The 20016-nt window shown below is 36.9% G+C and carries 23 protein-coding genes and 1 pseudogene; 5 read left to right on the plus strand and 19 right to left on the minus strand.

From position 1 onward, the window contains the following. Positions 1 to 7: 7 nt before the first annotated feature. The 7 genes from COE25_RS18665 to COE25_RS18695 form a co-directional block, all read right to left on the minus strand. Positions 8 to 811 carry an ABC transporter permease gene (locus COE25_RS18665; protein ID WP_098933679.1) on the minus strand — a complete coding sequence of 268 codons (804 nt, stop codon included), beginning with the start codon at positions 809 to 811 and terminating at the stop codon, positions 8 to 10. Continuing rightward, entirely contained in the window at positions 808 to 1728 is a 921-nt protein-coding gene (locus tag COE25_RS18670) for an ABC transporter permease (RefSeq protein WP_098933680.1), read from the minus strand. Before COE25_RS18670 ends, COE25_RS18665 begins: the two co-directional genes overlap by 4 nt. A 14-nt stretch (positions 1729 to 1742) precedes the next feature. Continuing rightward, the gene (locus tag COE25_RS18675) at positions 1743 to 2801 is read right to left on the minus strand and encodes an ABC transporter ATP-binding protein (RefSeq protein WP_098933681.1); all 1059 of its coding nucleotides are present in this window, start codon (positions 2799 to 2801) and stop codon (positions 1743 to 1745) included. A 15-nt stretch (positions 2802 to 2816) separates the two neighbouring features. Next, complete coding sequence (locus COE25_RS18680) at positions 2817 to 3902, minus strand: ABC transporter substrate-binding protein (RefSeq protein WP_098933682.1); 1086 nt, start codon at positions 3900 to 3902, stop codon at positions 2817 to 2819. A gap of 187 nt (positions 3903 to 4089) precedes the next feature. Beyond that, positions 4090 to 4806: a GntR family transcriptional regulator gene (locus COE25_RS18685; protein WP_098933683.1), complete on the minus strand. Its 717-nt coding sequence runs from the start codon at positions 4804 to 4806 to the stop codon at positions 4090 to 4092. Between the two features lie 232 nt (positions 4807 to 5038). Then, on the minus strand, positions 5039 to 6247 hold the full coding sequence (locus tag COE25_RS18690) for a class I SAM-dependent methyltransferase (protein WP_098933684.1): 1209 nt from the start codon (positions 6245 to 6247) through the stop codon (positions 5039 to 5041). Positions 6248 to 6417: 170 nt separating this feature from the next. Further along, positions 6418 to 7107 carry a hypothetical protein gene (locus COE25_RS18695; RefSeq protein WP_098933685.1) on the minus strand — a complete coding sequence of 230 codons (690 nt, stop codon included), beginning with the start codon at positions 7105 to 7107 and terminating at the stop codon, positions 6418 to 6420. Positions 7108 to 7400: 293 nt separating this feature from the next. Between COE25_RS18695 and COE25_RS30855 the strand changes: the two genes are divergently transcribed. Further along, positions 7401 to 7574: a hypothetical protein gene (locus tag COE25_RS30855; protein WP_180247543.1), complete on the plus strand. Its 174-nt coding sequence runs from the start codon at positions 7401 to 7403 to the stop codon at positions 7572 to 7574. A gap of 229 nt (positions 7575 to 7803) precedes the next feature. Then, a complete protein-coding gene (locus COE25_RS18700) occupies positions 7804 to 8376 on the plus strand; it encodes a TetR/AcrR family transcriptional regulator (RefSeq protein ID WP_098933686.1) in 573 nt (190 codons plus the stop codon). A 10-nt stretch (positions 8377 to 8386) separates the two neighbouring features. Here COE25_RS18700 and COE25_RS18705 read toward each other — a convergent pair whose 3' ends face one another. From COE25_RS18705 to COE25_RS18720, 4 genes are all read right to left on the minus strand, one after another. After that, positions 8387 to 8944, minus strand: a complete 558-nt coding sequence (locus tag COE25_RS18705; RefSeq protein ID WP_098933687.1) for an OsmC family protein — start codon at positions 8942 to 8944, stop codon at positions 8387 to 8389. Between the two features lie 73 nt (positions 8945 to 9017). Continuing rightward, positions 9018 to 10280 carry an MFS transporter gene (locus tag COE25_RS18710; protein ID WP_098933688.1) on the minus strand — a complete coding sequence of 421 codons (1263 nt, stop codon included), beginning with the start codon at positions 10278 to 10280 and terminating at the stop codon, positions 9018 to 9020. A 155-nt stretch (positions 10281 to 10435) separates the two neighbouring features. After that, the gene (locus COE25_RS18715; protein ID WP_098933689.1) at positions 10436 to 11218 is read right to left on the minus strand and encodes an enoyl-CoA hydratase/isomerase family protein; all 783 of its coding nucleotides are present in this window, start codon (positions 11216 to 11218) and stop codon (positions 10436 to 10438) included. Between the two features lie 41 nt (positions 11219 to 11259). Then, a complete protein-coding gene (locus tag COE25_RS18720) occupies positions 11260 to 12825 on the minus strand; it encodes a class I adenylate-forming enzyme family protein (RefSeq protein WP_098933690.1) in 1566 nt (521 codons plus the stop codon). Positions 12826 to 13076: 251 nt separating this feature from the next. On the opposite strand from COE25_RS18720, the gene COE25_RS18725 reads away from it, so the two are divergent. Further along, entirely contained in the window at positions 13077 to 13967 is an 891-nt protein-coding gene (locus tag COE25_RS18725; protein WP_098933691.1) for a LysR family transcriptional regulator, read from the plus strand. Between the two features lie 622 nt (positions 13968 to 14589). Here COE25_RS18725 and COE25_RS18735 read toward each other — a convergent pair. Beyond that, positions 14590 to 14859 carry a hypothetical protein gene (locus tag COE25_RS18735; protein WP_098933693.1) on the minus strand — a complete coding sequence of 90 codons (270 nt, stop codon included), beginning with the start codon at positions 14857 to 14859 and terminating at the stop codon, positions 14590 to 14592. Positions 14860 to 15056: 197 nt separating this feature from the next. Here COE25_RS18735 and COE25_RS18745 point away from each other — a divergent pair. Continuing rightward, positions 15057 to 15170 (plus strand): annotated as a pseudogene (locus COE25_RS18745) (DUF4256 domain-containing protein); the annotation flags it as partial. Between the two features lie 144 nt (positions 15171 to 15314). On the opposite strand, the gene COE25_RS18750 reads toward COE25_RS18745, so the two are convergent. Genes COE25_RS18750 through COE25_RS18760 form a run of 3 tightly spaced genes read right to left on the minus strand, consistent with a single transcriptional unit; the run spans position 15315 to position 17413 of the window. Continuing rightward, the gene (locus COE25_RS18750) at positions 15315 to 15767 is read right to left on the minus strand and encodes a DMT family transporter (protein WP_257208878.1); all 453 of its coding nucleotides are present in this window, start codon (positions 15765 to 15767) and stop codon (positions 15315 to 15317) included. 12 nt (positions 15768 to 15779) lie between these two features. Further along, positions 15780 to 16643, minus strand: coding sequence for a hypothetical protein (locus COE25_RS18755; protein ID WP_098933695.1), 864 nt, complete (start codon positions 16641 to 16643; stop codon positions 15780 to 15782). After that, a complete protein-coding gene (locus tag COE25_RS18760) occupies positions 16640 to 17413 on the minus strand; it encodes a hypothetical protein (RefSeq protein WP_098933696.1) in 774 nt (257 codons plus the stop codon). The genes COE25_RS18755 and COE25_RS18760 overlap by 4 nt, the downstream gene beginning before the upstream one ends. Positions 17414 to 17600: 187 nt before the next feature. On the opposite strand from COE25_RS18760, the gene COE25_RS30860 reads away from it, so the two are divergent. After that, positions 17601 to 17744, plus strand: coding sequence for a hypothetical protein (locus tag COE25_RS30860; protein ID WP_180247544.1), 144 nt, complete (start codon positions 17601 to 17603; stop codon positions 17742 to 17744). Between the two features lie 18 nt (positions 17745 to 17762). Here COE25_RS30860 and COE25_RS18765 read toward each other — a convergent pair whose 3' ends face one another. The 4 genes from COE25_RS18765 to COE25_RS31655 all read right to left on the minus strand — a co-directional run. Next, the gene (locus tag COE25_RS18765) at positions 17763 to 18425 is read right to left on the minus strand and encodes a FusB/FusC family EF-G-binding protein (RefSeq protein WP_098933697.1); all 663 of its coding nucleotides are present in this window, start codon (positions 18423 to 18425) and stop codon (positions 17763 to 17765) included. A gap of 99 nt (positions 18426 to 18524) precedes the next feature. After that, positions 18525 to 18794 (minus strand): CD3324 family protein, encoded by a 270-nt coding sequence (locus tag COE25_RS18770; protein WP_098933698.1) that lies wholly within the window; start codon positions 18792 to 18794, stop codon positions 18525 to 18527. Between the two features lie 241 nt (positions 18795 to 19035). Beyond that, a complete protein-coding gene (locus tag COE25_RS18775; RefSeq protein WP_098933699.1) occupies positions 19036 to 19308 on the minus strand; it encodes a FixH family protein in 273 nt (90 codons plus the stop codon). 587 nt (positions 19309 to 19895) lie between these two features. Beyond that, the coding region (locus COE25_RS31655; protein ID WP_257208894.1) for a hypothetical protein at positions 19896 to 20016 on the minus strand (121 nt) is incomplete at its 5' end.

Here is a 20016-nt window from a genome sequence, read left to right on the forward strand (position 1 = left end):
CACCTTCTTATGAATTTTTCGACTCAAATACTTTTCCTACGCCTAATACTCTTTCGATAACGACCATTAATACGACTGTTAAAAGAATCATGATACTAGAAACAGAGGTGATGATAGGATCATACTGATATTGCATATAGGTATAAATTCGCACTGGCAGCGTAACCACATCGGTACTGACAATAAATAGGGCAACGGTTAAGTCGTCGAAAGAGGTAATGAAGGCAAAAATAGCTCCTGCAATCACACCCGATTTAATGATCGGAAGAGTAATTTGAAAAAATACCCTGAGGCTTCCCGCCCCTAGATTCATAGCCGCTTGCTCGATCGTGCGGTCGAAGCCTACTAAACTGGCAACAACCAGGCGCATGACAAAGGGGATGGTTAAGATTATATGACCAATAATTAAAGCTGCCGGGCTCGCGGCCAAACCAATCCAGGAATAAAACTGCAAAAGAGCCACCCCAAATACAACGGAGGGGATTAAGAGAGGTGAACCAACTAATTGCATGATGGCTGTTTTCCCTCTAAATTGATATCGGACAACAGCAATAGAAGCCATCGTTCCGATAATCGTTGAAATGATTGCCGTACCAAAGGCAACGGTAATACTGAGCATAAAGGACTGCATAAATTCAGGATGATTGATTAATTCGACATACCACCTGAATGTGATCCCTTTGGGAGGAAACACGATAAACTCGGTAGTTGTCAAGGAAGACAATAAAACAACGACAATCGGGGCAGCCAAAAAGATGTAGACAAGCAGACAAAAGAAATTTAAACCAAATTTCGGTAATGACTTCCTCATTGAATGGCCACCCCTTTTTTGGAACTAGTAAGCAATTTGCTATATATAATGATGGTAATAGTGGCAATAAAGATTAATAGGAACCCAATAGCCGACCCATATGGCCAATTCAGCATGATACCAACCTGTTCATATGTAAGGAATGACATCACTTTTACCTGAGGCCCCCCTAGAATCGCAGGAGTAACAAAGGAACTCACGCCTAAACTAAAAACCATAACGGAACCAGCAAATATTCCAGGCAGCGTTAAAGGCAAGATGACGGAAAAGAAGGTTCGAATCGAGCTGGCACCTAAATTTTGTGAAGCTCGGATCACAGATGGGTCGATTCTATCAAGCGAACCCATAATACTTAACACCATATAAGGAAATAACACGTGCACCATTCCTATGACCACGCTAAACTCCGTATAGAGCAAGGTTAATGGTTTATCAATCAACCCAAATTTCATTAACGTATGATTGATCACTCCATTATTGGACAACAAAATGACCCAGCCATAACAACGGATGACCATGCTGATTAACAGGGGTGACAGAACTAAAAGGGTTAAATAATTCTTAATCCTTCCCTTTGCTTTTGTAATTTGATAGGCTACTGGGAACGAAATAGCAATCGCAGCCAGTGTAGTAATCAGCGCTATTTTGACCGTCCGCCATACAACCCCAAGATAGAATTTATCGGTAATAAATTTAATATAATTCTGTAGCGTCCAGTCATTGCCAATCCCGCTAGCTGCGTCAAAAGTCTTAAAGCTTGTGATAAAAAGGAAGAACAACGGAAGCAAAAAGAAGAAAATAAAAATACCGAGGGTCGGAAGTAATAAAAGCAAATAATCAAGCTTTTTCTTCGTTAAATGCTTTTTTTTCTCCCTGAATAGCAGTTCCTGTTCCTGATACGCTGTTTCAGCCTGCATTGGATCAAGTCACCTCACTTTTTGGTAGCTAATAAATCCTCTGGATTCCATTTAATACATACATGTTTCCCCTCTTGAACCAGATCTGGATTTAACGCAACATTGGAAATATCAGCAATGAATTGTTTCTCCTTGTTTACTAAAATGTACCGGGTTTTCGCCCCCAAAAACATTTTCCTTTCCACGCTAACCTGAAGACCATCACTATTTTCTATCGAAATTTGTATTTTTTCAGGCCGAATATAAAAGTCAATCACAGAATCCTTCGGCTGGTGAACCAATAGAACCTGCTTATAGCCGTCCAAAGACACTAAGCATTGATTATCACTCAGTGCCTCGAGCACCTGACCTTGAATCTGGTTTACTTCGCCAATAAACCTTGAGACGAAATCAGTCTGAGGGTGGTTGTAAATGGCCACTGGAGTATCGACCTGTTCAATTCTGCCTTCATACATAACCGCTATTCTGTCTGATATCGCAAGTGCCTCTTCCTGATCATGAGTGACAAAAATGGTGGTAATCCCAACCTTTTTTTGAATTTCCACGATTTCTTCACGCATTTCTTGACGAAGTTTGGCATCCAGATTGCTTAATGGTTCATCAAGAAGCAAAACTTTCGGCTTGATCACGAGTGCTCTTGCTAGTGAAACACGCTGCTGCTGACCACCGGACAGCTCCTTTGGATAGCGTTTTTCATAGCCTGCCAGCCGGACCATCTCAAGCGCTTCTGTAACACGGGTATGAATCTCGCTTTTACTAACCTTGCGAAGCTTTAAACCATAGGCAACATTATCAAATACGGTCATGTGGGGAAAGAGAGCATAGTTTTGAAAAACCATGCCCATTTCTCTTTTATTAGGAGGAAGCAGGTGAACAGGCTTCCCATCCACCACGATTCTTCCGCCGTCTACATCTAGAAACCCAGCAATCATATTTAAGGTAGTTGTTTTTCCGCAGCCTGATGGCCCAAGGAAAGAAACAAGCTCTCCCTGCTTGATTTCAAGGTTCATCTTTTTTACAACTTCTGTTTTATTAAAGGTTTTTACTACGTTTTCAAGGCATAAATAGCTCATCATTTCACCCCTTCATTAGTGGGTCACTTCAATTTCTTTATTTGCTCTCTCTGTCCATTCCGCTCTTTTTGTATTGACATACTCCCAATCTACTTTAACAAGCTTTGCAATTTCATCTTCACCGTAAACGATCTTCTTGGTAATATCCCCATCTAGTTTCACGTTTTTATTGACAGGACCGTCAAATAAAGCGTTTGCAAATTCCACTTGGGTATCTTCACTTAAAATAAAATTAACAAACTTTTGGGCCAGCTCTTCATTTGGAGCGCCTTTTACCACACTAACCGTTGCCATAAGTGCAGGGGCACCCTCCTCTGGTATCACATATTCAATTGGGAATCCTGTATCTTGCAGGGTGTACACGCGGCTGCTTCCCCACGCACTTGCAACTGTTTGACCTTGTAAGAAGTAGTTAGAAACATCAGCGGTTTTATCAAATGTCACTGCGTTTTTAGCAATTTCCTTCATTTTTTCAAATCCAGGTTCAATATCCTTCGCGCTTCCTCCGTTTGCTATAGCTGACATGAGAAGCATATGCACTCCGTACGTATTGGCAATGGATGGCAGAACTAATTTATCTTTAAACTTAGGATCTACTAAGTCATTCCAGGATTTAACCGGCTCCCAGCCATTTTGTTTAAAGGTATCTTTGTTATACGCTAATCCCGTCGTAATAATCCCAAAACCAACTCCGATCTTGTCCTTATCTTTGGCAATATCATAGACATCTTTCAGGTTTGTTACAATACTCTCATCTAATGGGGCTAGTAAACCAAAAGCTTTTGCCTGAGCCTGCGGTCCATCATCCATGAAAGCGACATCGATTTGCGGCTTATCCTTTTGTGCCTGAAGTTTTGACAGTGTATCAACAGAACTTCCGGTAATATACTTCACTTTCACACCGTATTCCTTTTCAAACTTTGGAATAAGTGTCTCTTTCATCTTCTTTTCATAGCTTCCACCGTAGGCCGCAAATACTAATGTTTTTCCGCCTTCACCTGCTGATTTTTCAGACGAATTTCCCGTTTGGCTGCTGCACGCAGAAATAATACCCAGAACAAGAATAATTAATAGAGCTAAAAACAGGTTTCTTTTTTTCATCTTTACTCCTCCTCAAATATAGATATCTCTTATATGCGGCAATACTTTAGCTACTCGACCTTCCTCCCTTTCCTTTTAAATTATTTTAGTAATCATTGATGTAATTTTTTAAATTTTCAGATAAGCGCTTTCAAAAAAATATAATATTATAATCTATTAAGTTATAATATTATACATTTATTCTTATCTAAAAATGAATCTCAGTATAATAGGTAACTTGATCATGGCGTACATAAAATTTCGAGTATTCAATTACCTTTCCCTGCTTGGTATACGTAAACCTCTCCCATTCAAACACAGGCGTACCTGGTTCTACCTGAAGCCATTCTGCCATTTCACCTAAAGCAATATACGGCTTAATTAATAGCCTAGCCCTTCCTAACAAAATATGAAACTTATCTCTCAGAATATTGTAGATAAGTTCATTATTTATATCATTTGGCGTCAGGCCAGGACATTGATCATAGGGCAGATACGAGGACTCAAGTGCAACTGGAACATCATTCTCAATTTTTAAACGCTTGATCTTAATGATTTTTGCTTCAGGCTGCAATTCTAGTTTTTCTGCCACCTCGTTTTCCGCATTTTCAATCGAAAAACCGAGTAATTCATGCGGATGTTCCTCTTCCTCTGTTGTTTTGGAGAAGAACACATTAATATCTTGTTCATTCTTGGAACCCGCTACAAAAGTACCTTTCCCTCTTTGCCGGTAAAGATACCCTTTGTTTACCAATTCAATGACCGCCCGTTTGACCGTAATGGTACTCACATCAAACAGATCAGCTAATTCCTGTTCAGTTGGCAGCTGATAACCTATATCCCACTGCTTGGATTTAATTTTTTCTTCTAATACTAGTTCCACTTGACGATAGAGAGGAACATGATTATGTTTATCTATTTTCATAAAATCACACCTAATTTATAATATTATAACTTTATAACCTTATATTATATTTACTATTAATACATAATTTACCGTGATTTCCCTCCGTTGTCAATATATTTCGAATTTTTTAAAAATATATTATTCTAACAACCATAATCATAAGGATAGATTCTTGTAAAAAAGTACCCTTCACTTCTTAAAGGTACTAATCTAAAACACTATACAATAGAGTTTGCCATAGTCTTCGCTGCTATTTCTCCATGGTAGACATAATATAGCTTTTTGGACAATCTTCCTGGTGGTCGTACTGTACAATTGGTCCGAGGTGACTGTACTGCACGATTGCCTCCTCTATCAGCAGTTGGGCATCTAAGTCTGCCCCTGCAGGAAGAATGTCCAAATGACGATGCCCCATATTCCCATAGCTATAGACAAGCAGAAAAACGCTCGTCTCCCAAATTTCAAACCGAAACACATGCCAGTGGCCGGGCACATCCAGAGAGTGGCCTGATTTGAAGGTTTTCTCCCCCAAGCGGTGGTAGGCAAACTCAGCTTTCGCCCCATTGTAAGATTTCCCTGCTTCTAATACTAAAGGATAATCTTTCGTATAAAGGTGTTCCATACCTTCTAAGGTTGTAATCCCTGTCTCCCTCTTTGTCGCCACAATGATAGGAGAACGCTTTTTGGTTCCTAACTCATGATAATCGATGATATCGCAGTCATCCCATTGCACATGTAGATTTGCTTGTTTCAGTGAATTTGCCCACTTCCCGACATCTGCAGGGTTTTCGAATCGCTCACAAGAGAGGTAGGTTCCATCCTCGGTTAACAATTCATCCACTATTTGCAAATACAAACCGTCTCCATACGTTGGATTTTCCTTCAAGCAATCTGGCAGTGACCAATACTTTGGAATGAAAAGAGGTCCCATAATTTCATGAAAGGTTCGCACGGAAATAATCAGATCAAATGAGTTCATTAAAAAACGCTCTCTTAATTCGTTAAAATCGATTCTATAAAAGCTCACGTTAGTAAGATCCAGCTGCTTAGACAACTCTTTAGCACACCGGATTCCGTTTGCCGATTGATCGATCCCAACTATATCCGCATCCGGAAAACGAATGGCATACCAGCAGGCCAACAATCCATTATCACATCCGATTTCCAAAATTCGCTTTGGCTTAAGTTGGTTTTGGCGGTTTATCCAGGTCAGGAAAGACTGATGAAAGGACTTCGTCCATGATTCCACTGCCAAGCTAAAGGGCAGTGCAGCATTCTTCACCACATAAAGATTCCCCTGCTTTTTTCGGGATATTAGCGGTTCAAGATCCTCAGCCAAGACTGAATCTACTTCAGTAACGTGTTTCCAAAAGCCACGCTTGCTTTTACATTCCTTGATTCCCAGTGTCTTAAAATAGGCTGAAATACTTGGTTTCCTTTGTTTTGTCTTGATTGGCATGGTATATCTCCAGTTTAGTTAAGATTATTACTATATATTAGGACTTGGTCTTAAAAATGTTAGTTTTATTATAATAGGTATTTGCTAATTTTTCAAAAAATTTCTCTTCTATGCTAGGCCTTAAAATTTTGCGATTAATATCGTTCCTGAGACAACGAATCGCTTGAAATCTAATTTAAATCTACCGGCCTTGTAAACTTGTAATTCGTTCTAAAGAAACTATAAATCGGTTCAGATGATTTTGAATGAACCACAGGAGTCGAGACCGGCTTTTCTATATATAATGATAAGGTTACATAATCATCATTCGGATAATTAGGATCATATATGTTAATGGATAGATTGTTATCCTTCAAGTCATACCCATATGCAAGAACTTGATGATGTTTACTGATTTGAAAAGGATTAAGGGATTTTACTCTGACTAACCCAAGTGGTGTAAGCTTTCCGTTATCAAGATCATTTTTTATCCTTGGCCATTCCACTTTTATCATTCTCCACAACCTTCCGTGCGGCGCAAATCCAATTTTACTAACTATTGTTTCACGATCCGGGAGAAAAGGATTCATCAGTACCATATATTTCATAAGACCTAAGGGCAAATGAAAGCTTTCAATCTGCCGATTTACGATATATTCGAACAATGGACCAGCGGAAGGGGCTGTCGGATTGGAGGGGATCGGCATTTTTGCTTCAAAGTAATCCATGATAGTATAAATCATGCCGCCACAGAGACCATACGAAGCATCACCGATTGTAATCCGCCGACCCAGAACTACTTTCTTTAATGGAACTTGTGGAAAGCTGTTTCCAAATTTAAAAGCGGATGTGCTGGGCAGAAACCCTGTTATAGTTGACATAGTGACTTCCCCCTATTTTATCTGAACCTCTCGGTTAAAAAAAACCGAAGGTCTTAATTATCTAGCTATATAAATTAATATATAAATACGAAAAGCCAATCATTCATTCAATGGCTGGCCCTCATTTAATAAGTATTATTTTCTAAATCCTATCAAAAACAGCTATACCTTCATTTTAATTAACCTAAACAAAATATGCTGAGATATGTGAAAGTGTTCACAAAAAAATGTGGTAATCGCTTACAAAATCGTATATAATTATATTAAAATTACAAATTGAGAGGTGAAACAGCATGAAAGAGTATATTTTTCTACTAGAAGAACCGGTGGGCACTAGAGAAATCAAGATTTTAGCATCAGGAATGACGGATGCCTTCAAAAAGGCAAAGGAATTTCGAAAAAATATCGTCCAAGATACTAAATTAAAAGTCAATATGATCTTAAAAGGTATTAAATATACGGATTAACCTTAATATAAAAATATATTGAAAGGAAAAATCCTAACTATATGTTCTTATTAAGATTAATAGCAGAAAAATAAAGGAGAACACATTTACGGGGTAACGAAATGTGTTCTCCTTTATTTTTATATTTTTGATACTGCGTTTCTTTACTGAGCAATGGGTCATTGGATATTTGTATACGCAGTGAAGCCATACTCGGACTGAGCGACGTGATGCTGCCAGGAATCGACAGTTGATATTGAATACAGCCCAAAGGCTATTTGAGCAATATGGTGTTGAACAGGTAAGTATGAATCAAATTGCATCTGAAGCACAAATTGGTCCGGGAACACTCTATCGCCGTTATCGAAACAAAGGTGAACTATGTCTGGATTTAATTAAAGACAGCATTGATCTATTTTTCGAGGATATTGAGGAATATTTGAATGAAAACCATACAGTTCCGCCCCAACAAAGATTAAAAGAAATACTAAGCTTTTTTATTCGTTTTAGAGGAAAAAAGGCACAGCTGCTGACAGGAGTCGAGGAAACCAATAAACCATGGGAACGGTTCTTGTGGTCAGAACTAACCTCATTAAAAACCATGAGAACCGTCCCTGTGGAGTTCCTGTGGAGTTTCCCAGAAAAATATATACAAATTGATATAAAAAACAGATTTCCAACAGTATTTGGAAATCCGTTTTTTGAGAGGTTCTTATTTTATAATTACTGTTTTATGGTTACTGAAACTGATCCAAAAATAAGAATTTTTATAAGGGTTCATGAATTTTTTCTACTGAACCTTACATATGTTAAACAAAAGTAATTTGGGAGTATCATTCCTCAATAATTAATTCAGAAAGGATATTTATTTTGTTAGCAATAGTAGCTCTGTTTGGTGAGGTACTGATAACTGTATTATGAATTTGTTCAAATTGTTCTTTTGTACCATTCCCTTTAACACGAATGGTATACTTAACATCTTTAAAGCCAATAGGCGAATTTGGGTTCACTGCAAGAAATCCTCCTAAATCCAAACCAGCTTTCAAATCAATTTCTAGTTTTTCGAGTGTGATTCCCAAAACGGATGCACCAACTGTATATCCAACTACCATGCATGCACCCATCCCTCCCAATAAATATTCCTGGGGTGTCGGGTTGGTGTTTTCTCCTAAAAGTTGTTCAGGTTCATCTATTACAAAAGTAAAGTTTCGTTCCAACTGTTGTCCTCCAAGAGTAATTCCTGTTGTCGTTACTTTCGATTTCGTACCGCCAATCCATTCAAGGCTGACATTGTAATCAATCATTCCGCTTTCTGCATTATTTGAAACCTCTTGTTTAAATCCTTTTAATGCTGGAACATTAATTCCATTATTTTGAATAGTAGGGTTCATCGTTTATCTTCTCCTTTTTTAGACAAAAACTGATGTTATCCAATTCACAGACGCCTCAACAGATGTAAGCGTTTTAATAAATATTAACAGTTGATTTAGGATTCTCATTTAATAAACTTTGAACAAGAGTTTCACTTTCTTCAACAATCTCTTTACCGCAGGTCTCTGGTAATAACCAAACCATGGATACAGCTATTAAACAAGATGCCAATCCAATAACAAGAATTGCGTTACCTAATCCCAGCGAACTGGCGGCAATCCCGATAAAGGCTGGACCAAGAGCGGATATCCCGCGGCCAACATTGTATGCAAAACCTTTACCTGTAGCTCGCATCTTTGTCGGAAAGAGTTCTGATAAGAATGAACCTAACCCACCTGCCTGACCCGAAGCGAAAAATCCAAGGAGTAAACCTATCGCATAGGCAATCATTGTACCTTCAATTGGCAGAAATATGAATAATGAAATGGTTGCCCCAGCTCCTAGAATAAATATCGTAAAGGTTGGACGACGTCCTAGTTTATCATGTAGAAAACCTGAGAATACATATCCTAGAAAGGACCCTATTATTGTAATCCAAACGTATGTTGCTGTCCCAATTAAACTTAAGTTTTGGACAGTTTTTAGGTATAGGGGTAAAAAGGCAAAAACTGAATAGTACATTCCGTTCATTCCAAATACCATAATTGTTGCAATAATCGTAGTCCGTTTGGTCGAACCCTGAAACAACATCAAAAATGAATTTTTGGATTCTGTAGCCTTCTTGATTACCACTCGATCTTTGACGGATCGGCGAATCCAAAAGATTGTAAGTGCCGGCAAGATACCAACTAAAAATAGAAAGCGCCAAGCAGTCCCATCTGGAAACATTGAATATACTACATAAAAGGTTAACGTAGAACCTGCCCACCCGATAGCATACGCACTTTGTAAAATGCCCATGATACGTCCACGATGTTTTGCAGTGGCATATTCAGCAAGCAATGCAGCTCCCACTGGCCATTCCGCACCATAAGCAAAGCCTTCGAGTATACGCCAAAATCCAAGTTGGTACATATTTTGAGATGTTGCAGTCAAGGCTGTACAAACTGAAAATAATAGGACAATATAAGCTAGCACCTTAGCACGACCATATCGATCCGCAAGTACACCGCCGACAATACCTCCGAATGCAGAGGCAATAATACTAGTTGTTGTTATCAGCCCCCCTTGAGCGACTGTCATATTAAATGATACCAATATTGCAGGTAATGCCAATGCAAACATTGTAAAAGTAAATCCATCCAAACCCCAACCAAGACCTGTCGCAATAAATGCACGACGAGCTTCTGAATTCATCTAATCACCAACCCTCTTAAATTGTATATTTACCTAATCTAAAAATAAATGAACCTAACCTTAATTTTAGGACTCTACAAGTATTAATCATTCATTTTTCTCTCAATGTAACTTACAATTCAATCAATATGGTTGTTACTCTGTTAAGCTATTGACTATTTAATAGATTTTTGAATATATTTATTAATTTCTTCGCGCGCCTCACCGTGCATGAGTACTTGCTCTTGCAAATCAGGTTCGTACATAAGAAGATTATCAAACAACAAGGTAGTTGCATTCACAATTTTCTTAGTCAGTCTAATAGGAGAAAACGGACTCTTGTTCAACTTCCTTATTAAATCTTCAACCGCATTCGATAACTCATGATCCGGGACCGCTTTATTGACTAGTCCAATTCTTAAGGCTTCTTCTGAGTTTATTACGTCACCTGTCATGATTAACTCCTTTGCTTTAGCCGGTCCTATTAAATTGACTAAACGCGGAGTGCCTCCACCAGAAAAAAACAAACCACGTTCAACCTCAGGCAGGCAAGCTGTCGCACTTTCTGCCATAATACGAAAGTCGCAAACCATTGCAAGAGCAAAACCAGCTCCATACATCGGACCATTGATCATTGCTATCGTAACTTGATCCAACGCGTCAAATTTCCTCATAAATTCTTGTCTTTTTAATTGATCATTTCTAATCCATAAAGGACTTATTCCATTACTTTCTATTTTCGACATCACCTCCTTCATATCAGCGCCCCCTGAAAAAACCCGACCATTTCCCGTAAAAATGACAAATTTATACTCAGAGTTATTACGCAATGCAGAAATAATTTGATCTATTTCATCCATCATTTGGTCATTCATTGCGTTTGCTTTATCCGGCCTGTTAAAAGAAATTTTGAGAACTGGCTTTATACATTCAATCAAAAGTGTTTCATAATTTTTCATAAATTTTCTCTCCTCGTTATTTAATTAAAACAGTTGAAATTTTAAATTTGCCTCGTTGATAATTCCCAGTATGGTGCACGAAGTTCTTTTTTATCTATTTTTCCGTAGGGTGTCATTGGTAAAGAATTCACTAGATGAATTACTTTCGGCTTTTTATACTTCGAAAGTTCTTTTTTACAGTAATCTTGTAAACTTTCAACAGTAAGATTATTATTTTTAGGAATAATGAAAGCCGTAACCGCTTCACCCCAATCATGATCTGGAATACCAATGACTGAAACTTGGCGAACATCGGGATGTTTTTGGATAACGTTTTCTACTTCTGTAGAATAAACATTCATCCCTCCACTAATAATCATATCTTTTTTTCTGTCCAATAAGTAAAGGTATCCTTTTTCATCCATGATGCCCATATCCCCGGTAAAGAGCCATCCATCCTTTAAGGTTTTTGCTGTTTCAGCAGGTTTATTATGATACCTAATCATATTTGTAAGAGATTTAACAGTAATTTCCCCTACTTCACCGTGAGGAAGCTCACTGCCATTTTCATCAACAATTTTAATCCGGCTAAAAGCTGTTGACTTTCCGCAGCTTAACAACAAATTTGAATATTCATCCTCATTACGGTGATCACTCTTTTTGAGCCATGTCGCTGCACTTTGAGTTTCTGTAAGACCATATATTTGTGTAAAAACCTGCCCAAAAATATCTAATCCTTGCTTTAACCGCTCAGCGGTTATCGGTGCAGTTCCATATTGAATGGTTCGAATGGAACGAACATCGAAATCCTTTCCTTCCATGAAATCAATGATTCTATAAAGCGTAGTAGGTACCAAGCTAAGGAAGGTAATTTTATTTTTTTCAATATGCTCAAGCACCAATTCAACATCGAATTTATTTTCAATAAAAATCTCTGCTCCTTTTACCAATCCAGCCAATAAATAGAGACCTGCAGCGTGAGGTAAAGGAGTCGTTAATAATATTTTCTCATCGTCCTGTATATTCGCCTCTTGAATAATAGATAGGATGGTTAAAAAAGTAGTTTGGTGACTATACACTACCCCTTTTGGATTTCCTGTAGTACCTCCCGTATAAAGAATTTTTGTTATATCTTCGGGAGAAGTAGGTACTCCGAAAGCGCTTTCAAGTTTATTCATTTGAAAAGATCCCCAGGTAGTAAACTTTTCCGGGATTGTATTGTTTGATGTAACTCCCACAATTGTACTTAAATAAGGCAATTCTGAATGAATATTGTTGATAATATTTAAAAAAGCATCACCTACTATTGCGACATTCGCTTCAGAATCCATTAAAATATAGCGTATTTCTTGCTCTCCCAACATATCGTTCAATGGTACTAATGTTCCACCTGCTAAATAAATTCCTAACTCACTAATCACATATTCTAAACTGTTTGACATTAACAGAGCTACTGTCGTATTCTTCTTTACACCACATTCAGTCAATGCATGTGCCACTCTGTTAGCTGCCCTGTATAATTCTTTGTAGGTCATTTTTTTAGCTCCAAAATTTAAAGCAATCTTTTCTCCATGATTAGGTAATACATTTTTTAATAAATCGTTTAAAGTGAACAGAGTCTGGTTCATATCAAAACCTCCCGTAAGATCGTAATGAATTTTCTATGAGACACTTTTTTAAAAATCGGCAAATTATTAGGAATATTCAGATAATTCTTTGTATAATACTCCTCTAAAATAAGCCTTTCTTTATCTGCCAAACTTAATTTGTTATTTATATCTTAACAAATGCTAGAAATAACAGTCTAATATATAAAAATATAAGTTTAATATATAATATATATTAAGAATATTACAAAAACAGAGCCAAGGAGATATACATGGAACTCAGACATTTGAGGTATTTTGTCGCCGTTGCTGAAGAACTACATTTTGGAAAGGCGGCATCCCGATTAAACATCAGCCAACCGCCGCTCAGTATGCAAATTAACCAATTAGAGGGGGAAATTGGAGCAAAATTATTTTTTCGAACCAAACACCATGTTGAATTAACAGATGCCGGAAGGATTTTTCTTGAACAAACCTATCAAATTCTTGAAAAGCTTGAAAAAGCTTGTATAGAAGCAGCCAAAATACATCGAGGTGAAGTTGGTCAGTTAGTAATAGGATTTACAGGATCATTGAGCAGTCAGCAGTTGCAATTCCTTCGCCAATATCGTTCAAGATTTCCTGAAGTAGAAGTCATACTGAAGCAAATGTCCACCACTGATCAGGTCAAGGCGTTACTTGAAAAGCGTATTCATTTTGGAATGTTATGCCCACCCATAGAAAACAATTTATTGAACTTTCACATTGTTCATCGTGTTCCTTTTATTGCCGCAATACCATCGACTCACCCTTTAGCGAGCGAAACATCACCGCTAGATATTAGAGATTTAAAAAATGAGTCTTTCATTATTTCGCCTAGAAATATTGAGCCAGGCTACCATGACAGCATCATTTCTATATGTCACCAAGCGGGATTTACCCCAAAAATATCCCAAGAAGCCGAAGGGATATTTACAATTCTTACTCTTGTTGCTGCTGAGTTAGGGGTCGCTCTTGTCACTACGTTAGTCTTAGATCATCCAAAACAAGGTGTTGTATTTAGAGATTTAAAGGATAGCCAAACGACAATGGATCTATTCTTAGCTTGGAGGAAAAATGATAATTTACATATTGTAGACTCTTTCCTAACGGTTTTTAATGAATTTTTTAAAGTTCAAGAGTAAGACCAAATTGAGGACTCAGCCGCCGCATCCTCTCGATTTTAATTGAGAGTCAAGGGGGCATTTTTTTATACAAGCCTAATTAACTTTATATCCCTCAACGTTCAGAAAAAATAACCATTATCCAGCTATTTGTAAGTATTGTTGAATAAATACAATTGTAATAAATTCACTCTAAGCAGTACTGAAATAGGACATAAGATGCTAGTAACAAAAAAAGAGATATGGCGATGATTCTTAGATTTATTCCTTAGCCTCATTGTTACTTACGCAACTTAATGTCATAAAATTGACGAAGTCGATTGTCCGTAATTTGACGGAAGTAATGACCAATAGAAAGGGGAAGCCAGCAATCTGCAGCTGCTTCCCTAAGTAGTACTAAATATCAACTTTATAGGTTTCGTTTGGTTTTAAATAAAGTTTCGTCTCGTTTTGGCCAACGGTAATATACCAGTCCATCCCGTACAAACCTTGTTTATGAGCCTTCAGCTCCTCCAGAAAAACGATGTGGTTAAGATTAAACCCGCAAAACCAATCGCAAACAAATTCATTTATTGTTCCTTCTTTGGTTATTTTCTCTTTTAACAAACCCAACTATTTTAAGCTGATTATGAAAATACTTGGATCAGCTAAGTTTCCCCTGAAATTGGTCATATTTTTTCATCTCATCGATTGTCTCTTCTATTTCCCTGATAAAATAATCAAATAGTTGAGGATTCTCTGATTCATTAAAGTTTTGTTTATCGATGGAATTAAGTAAAGCAATTACCCCTTTAAACTTTAAATCATCAAAAAATGGGATTCTGCTTTCCCCGATCATTTCCCCTTTTACTTCAAGCTTCCCTTTGCCATTCTCCAACTTAAATGTGACTTTTTGCGTATTTTCAATTTCCAATTATGGTCACCCCAATAAAATATAAGTTTATTTCTTATTTATAAATATTATAGTGCCATAAAGATGTTAACTGGATTCAAAAATAGGAACAATAAAAATCCAGGATGGTCAAACTTTGTACTTTTTCGAATTATTATAACAAAAGAAAAAACGCTACAATAAGGAGGAAACTTCATGACAATGAAAAATGAAATTAGCAATTCGGCGGTGCCCTTTTTTGCGATTGTCGCTTCGGGCACGTCTTCCTGTATCACAACGGTGCGGACTCCTACTATGGTGCCAGAGGGTTACCTGGCTTGCTAAGGGTCTAATTTTGAACAGACCAAGAGGATGGTTCTGGCGGATTTTTATATCGTAAATTTAGTTAATTAAAATAAATAATCCCTGAATCACCGCGATTGGATTCAGGGGTTTATTTCCAATGTTTTTCTTTCACCGAGCTTTAATTCACTAACTCAAAACCATTTACTATTCCCCTTAAATATCAAAAACAACGAAATGACTAATAAGACTAAACCTGTGATGCGGTACCAATCAATTGGTATCGGTTGTTTGATGAAGATCCCAAAGTGATCAAGTGTTACACTAATAAATAACTGTCCAACAATTACAGCTGTAATCGCTGAAGCCACTCCAATTTTAGGTACTACGGCGACCATAATCGTTACATATCCAACTCCAAGTGCTCCACCTAATAGCTGCCATTTCGGAACGGTTGTTACTTTTAATAAATCTCCTTTACCTAGAAAAATAGCAAGTAATAAGAGAATGATGGTTCCGATAAAAAACGAAACAAAACTACCTTCGATAACGCCAATCCTTTTTCCCAACACACCATTGATCCCGGCTTGTGTTCCTATTAAAGTCCCGCCAATTATAGCCAAAAGTAAATAAATAAACATGTACATCTTTATACCACCTTATTGATCACTACTTAAAATGCTAAGGGTATCTTCCAAATTGCTAAGGTTTCTATTTAAATTATTGTATGAACGCCATTTGTCACCGAAAGAAGAAATCGTTTCCTTGAATCTTCGATAATCCAATACTTTTCTTTCATCAAGCTCCATTTCAATTTCGAATCTCACTTGTTCCAAGGATCTTAATAATTCACTAGGTCCCGGTCCTACGTTTTCTTTTTTTACAAGTAAATGATAGTCTTCTATTTCCTCAATAAAATGCTTTAAATGGTAGTGTTTAATAGACTCATCTAGATTCATTAGAACTTTGAGGACTAAATCTAAAACAAATTTATTAATAATAGCGGATAGTTCTAATATGTATCCATTAATATCCTCTACCGTTTTACTAACATTAATCGTTTGGCCTCTATTGCTAGTTACTTTTGCTAGAGTTTGATGAGGAACAACTAGCACATGGTACGTATGAGATTCCCGTGCTTTTTTTGCATTATAGAGGGCATCACCGATTTGAAGCAATTTCTTATCATAGAAAGTTGTTTGCTGGCCAGTAACCTTTTCGAGAAATTCTACAAATTTTTTCCTTAGATCGGGTTCGAGTCTTCCGCGTAAAAAATTGCAAAGCTTTGCATGTGACTCAGAAATATCCCTTACGGTGTCTGTATCTCTATACCCTTCTTCGTCGGCTAAATAGAGCTGCAGCAACGCACCTGTTAAAATATAATGAGAGTAATATCCTGCTGTTACGGACAAGCAGTGTGTATTGTTTTTATATAAATGTTCAGACACGGTCCAATCATACCAGCCCGCGGTTAAATAGGAAAAAAGCATTTCAGACCACTCAGCTTCTTTCCAGAAATTCAATGGATTTTCACCTCCACTTGGCTCCGTATATAGTTTTTATATTTCGTTCTCATCCATTTATTCATCTGTGCATAATCCATTTGATGAACCAGTCTACGGGTGCTTTTGTATTTCCTGCCAAAAATATCTTTCTTCAGTTTTGATAGATTTTCAGATTCATTTAAAAAGTATTCTGCCATCTGCATAGTATCTTCAAGTACTTTTTCTAGGTTCCACTCATTTTGTCTCCTTTTCGCAACAAAATGAATGTCTAGTCCGTCAACGTCATGAAAATACCATTCATAATTTAATTTCAAGTTATCCTTAATTTCATTGAAAAGAGTACAAAACCAGATGGCATTTTGTTTACCACAAAAAGTAATACATGGTCTACCCTTCCCATGGCCATCACAGCTCATGATTGTGACGATGCCTGCTGCACTTAACGCTTTCACAAATAATGCAACACCTGTTTCAAGGATAAACGTATTCACTTTAGGTCCGTGATTTCTAGTTATGAAATATCCCCAGCTCCTCCATGCATTGCCTCCACCTGCTTCTTGCTGAACACTATACCAAATGAGTTGATCCAGGTCTTTTTTAGTTATATCGCCATCTAATAAATATATTTTTCTCCCGTCCACTCTGACAGCTATGTTTACCTTCTTAAACATCTCTTCTAATTCACTTAGTTCATCTTCATGATTTCCTCTACTAAAATAAATATGATCATCCATTTTTGTAATTAAAAACCCTCTCAAGCTTAGGACATGAGCTAATTGATCAAGCAATCTTATCAACTCCTATCCGAATTTAAAACACCATTTTAATTAAATTCAACAAAACCATACATATTCCTTTAATTTTAGTAATAGATCAAATTACTAGTTTAAGATCTTTTTTTATTAATCAAGTATGTATACATATGAATTCGTAAAAGCTGATCCGGATAAAAATTCAAAGGAGTTGAGTTGGAAAATGAATTATTGGATTATCATAGCTCCAGAAGGTATTACTACTTCACCAACAGACGTAATGAATGATAACTTTCAGGTACTTGGTTTCGTCGATGCGGTTTCAGAAGTAGCTGCTGTCGAGAAACTAAAAAATGAAGGAAAATAAAAAACTGTCCCATATTTCTTACAGGACAGTTTTTTCTCCCAACGATTCTTTAAGGAAAGTGGTTAAATAATCGACATTGGTAATGTTCTTGTTACATTCTGTGCTATCAAAGCAAATATAGTTTCCGATCGCTTTATAGTAATCAGGATTTTTAGCCTTTTTTTCTTTTGTAACAGTGGAGATATAGGCAACCTGGCCAAATCGATTACAGAAGGAACAGATATTATCCTTATTTAGCAATGTATATTTGCATTCAATTCCAACCATTCTCCCCTCTAATTCAAACACAATAAACTTCTTATTAATGCTGATATCCACCCAGCTTAAATATGTAAGCTGATGTAGATTCATTTTGTCTAAATCAGGGAGTTTTAATTTTTTATTTTTGGGAAACATCTTTTTCATTTGTGCTTCAGAGATCTTCGGAAATAGTAGCAAATAGACATGAAGCTGCTGAATGTATTTGTTATATTCCTGGTCGGTTTTAAGTGCAGAAAGATCTAACATTTCCTTTTGCTCATCCGTTGCATTTGGAAAGAGTTCTATTATTTTTAAGTTTGCTATATCCTTTACGGCCTGAATTACATTTGGGGCCGCATTCTTTTTGTAGCTATCTTTAATCAGGGCCACCTGTTTAAGAATAAAATTATAGTCAGCGTTCTTAATATACTTTTCGGTCATACTTTCACCATCCTTAGATTTATTTTAAATAATAACTCTGGCTGGGAAAATGTAAAATTCAAATTAGAAATGTTCTTAACATAAAAAAGCACGGAGAAATCATCCGTGCTTTGAATACACTATTTTTTTGATTGTATCTATTGAAAGGAAATATTCATTCGCTAATTCCTGAATACTTGTGCCGCTATTAAAGGCGCTTTTTATATTTGAATTGCGCTGATCAAGGAGCTTTCTTCCACCGCTAAGGCTACCCCATTTTCGATAAGTCGTTTCCGGCTTAGGGATATAAATAGTTTCCCCCTGTACATATTTTTGAATTTCTCTAATAAGTTTCTCAGGTAAAATGTTGCTTGCATTTACATATTTCATGACTGCCAGCCCCTTATTTTTTAATGATTAAATAAGGTGCAAAGCCAAGAGATGAAATAGGCGATAAGAATTTAATTTAGTTTTGCCCCATGCAAAGTATCGCCTTTTCCATATTAGGCTTTGCATGAGTGGCAGAAGTACCAGACAATCTCGAAGGATTCTCCAATGTTAAGCACCCCCTTCTTGACACTATTATAACAAATGCAATCAGGGTGATGAATATTACTTTTGTTATTTATTGTTAGAACCTGCCACATTTAATGGTTTTACGAAAACTATTGTGCAGTGTAAACAATCGAAAATCTTTTTCTCCGTTGCATTTTTCTCTGTTGTAATCTATTTTAATGGTAGCAGTATAATCCCCTTCCATTTCAAATTTATCTTGTCCAACATACACATCATTCCCGGTTTCTTGCATTTTCATAGAAATACCTCTATGACTCATCACTTGCATATCCAAATCTGCGCTTACCTTCGCACCTTTTACTGGTTTACCAGACTTATGAAAACCCAATGAGCCAGGTTAAACAGACAGCCGTGATCCATCAAATTATTTACAAAATCAAGATATTACAACATGGATAAACACCTTGCTATTCTTTAATTACGATGAAAAAGAGGTTCACGATTGGTCGGATAAACAGCATAGTAAAACGGATTACGAATAAAGAACAGTTACAACAGTTTTTTATAAATGAACTTACATACAAAAATAGAATATATGGAGCTTTTCAGCTTCAAAATATAAAGCATCTTATCGAAAACGCTCATAATATTTAAGTTTGCGAGAATTTAAGAGTAATCTCCGTGAGGAAACAAAGTAATGGGGTCAGACCCCATGCCCATCAAGTTAAAATTTTGCAGCACCTCCAGAACGAAATTTTAGACCTTCTTGTAACAAAGTAGATTGGGGGTGACCTTGTTTTCTTGGCTTGATAGGCATGCGTCAGGACCCCTTATAACATTTTCATAGAAAAGCGAAAGCGGCCGTTTAGTGACCTATGGACTTACTGTTGTGCAGTTGGACAAATAGAAAAAAACAGACTGGAAATCCAGCCTGTTTTCAATAAATACGCACATTTAATTTTAAAAAGGAGCAAATTACTCCAATTTAACAATTGTAGCAACAGCTTGGCCGCCGCCAATGCAAAGTGTAGCTAAACCAGTTTTGGCATTTCTGCGTTTCATTTCATGGATTAAGCTAACAAGAATACGTGCTCCG

This window comes from Bacillus sp. AFS031507 (genome assembly GCF_002584635.1).
Lineage (GTDB): Bacteria > Bacillota > Bacilli > Bacillales > Cytobacillaceae > Neobacillus.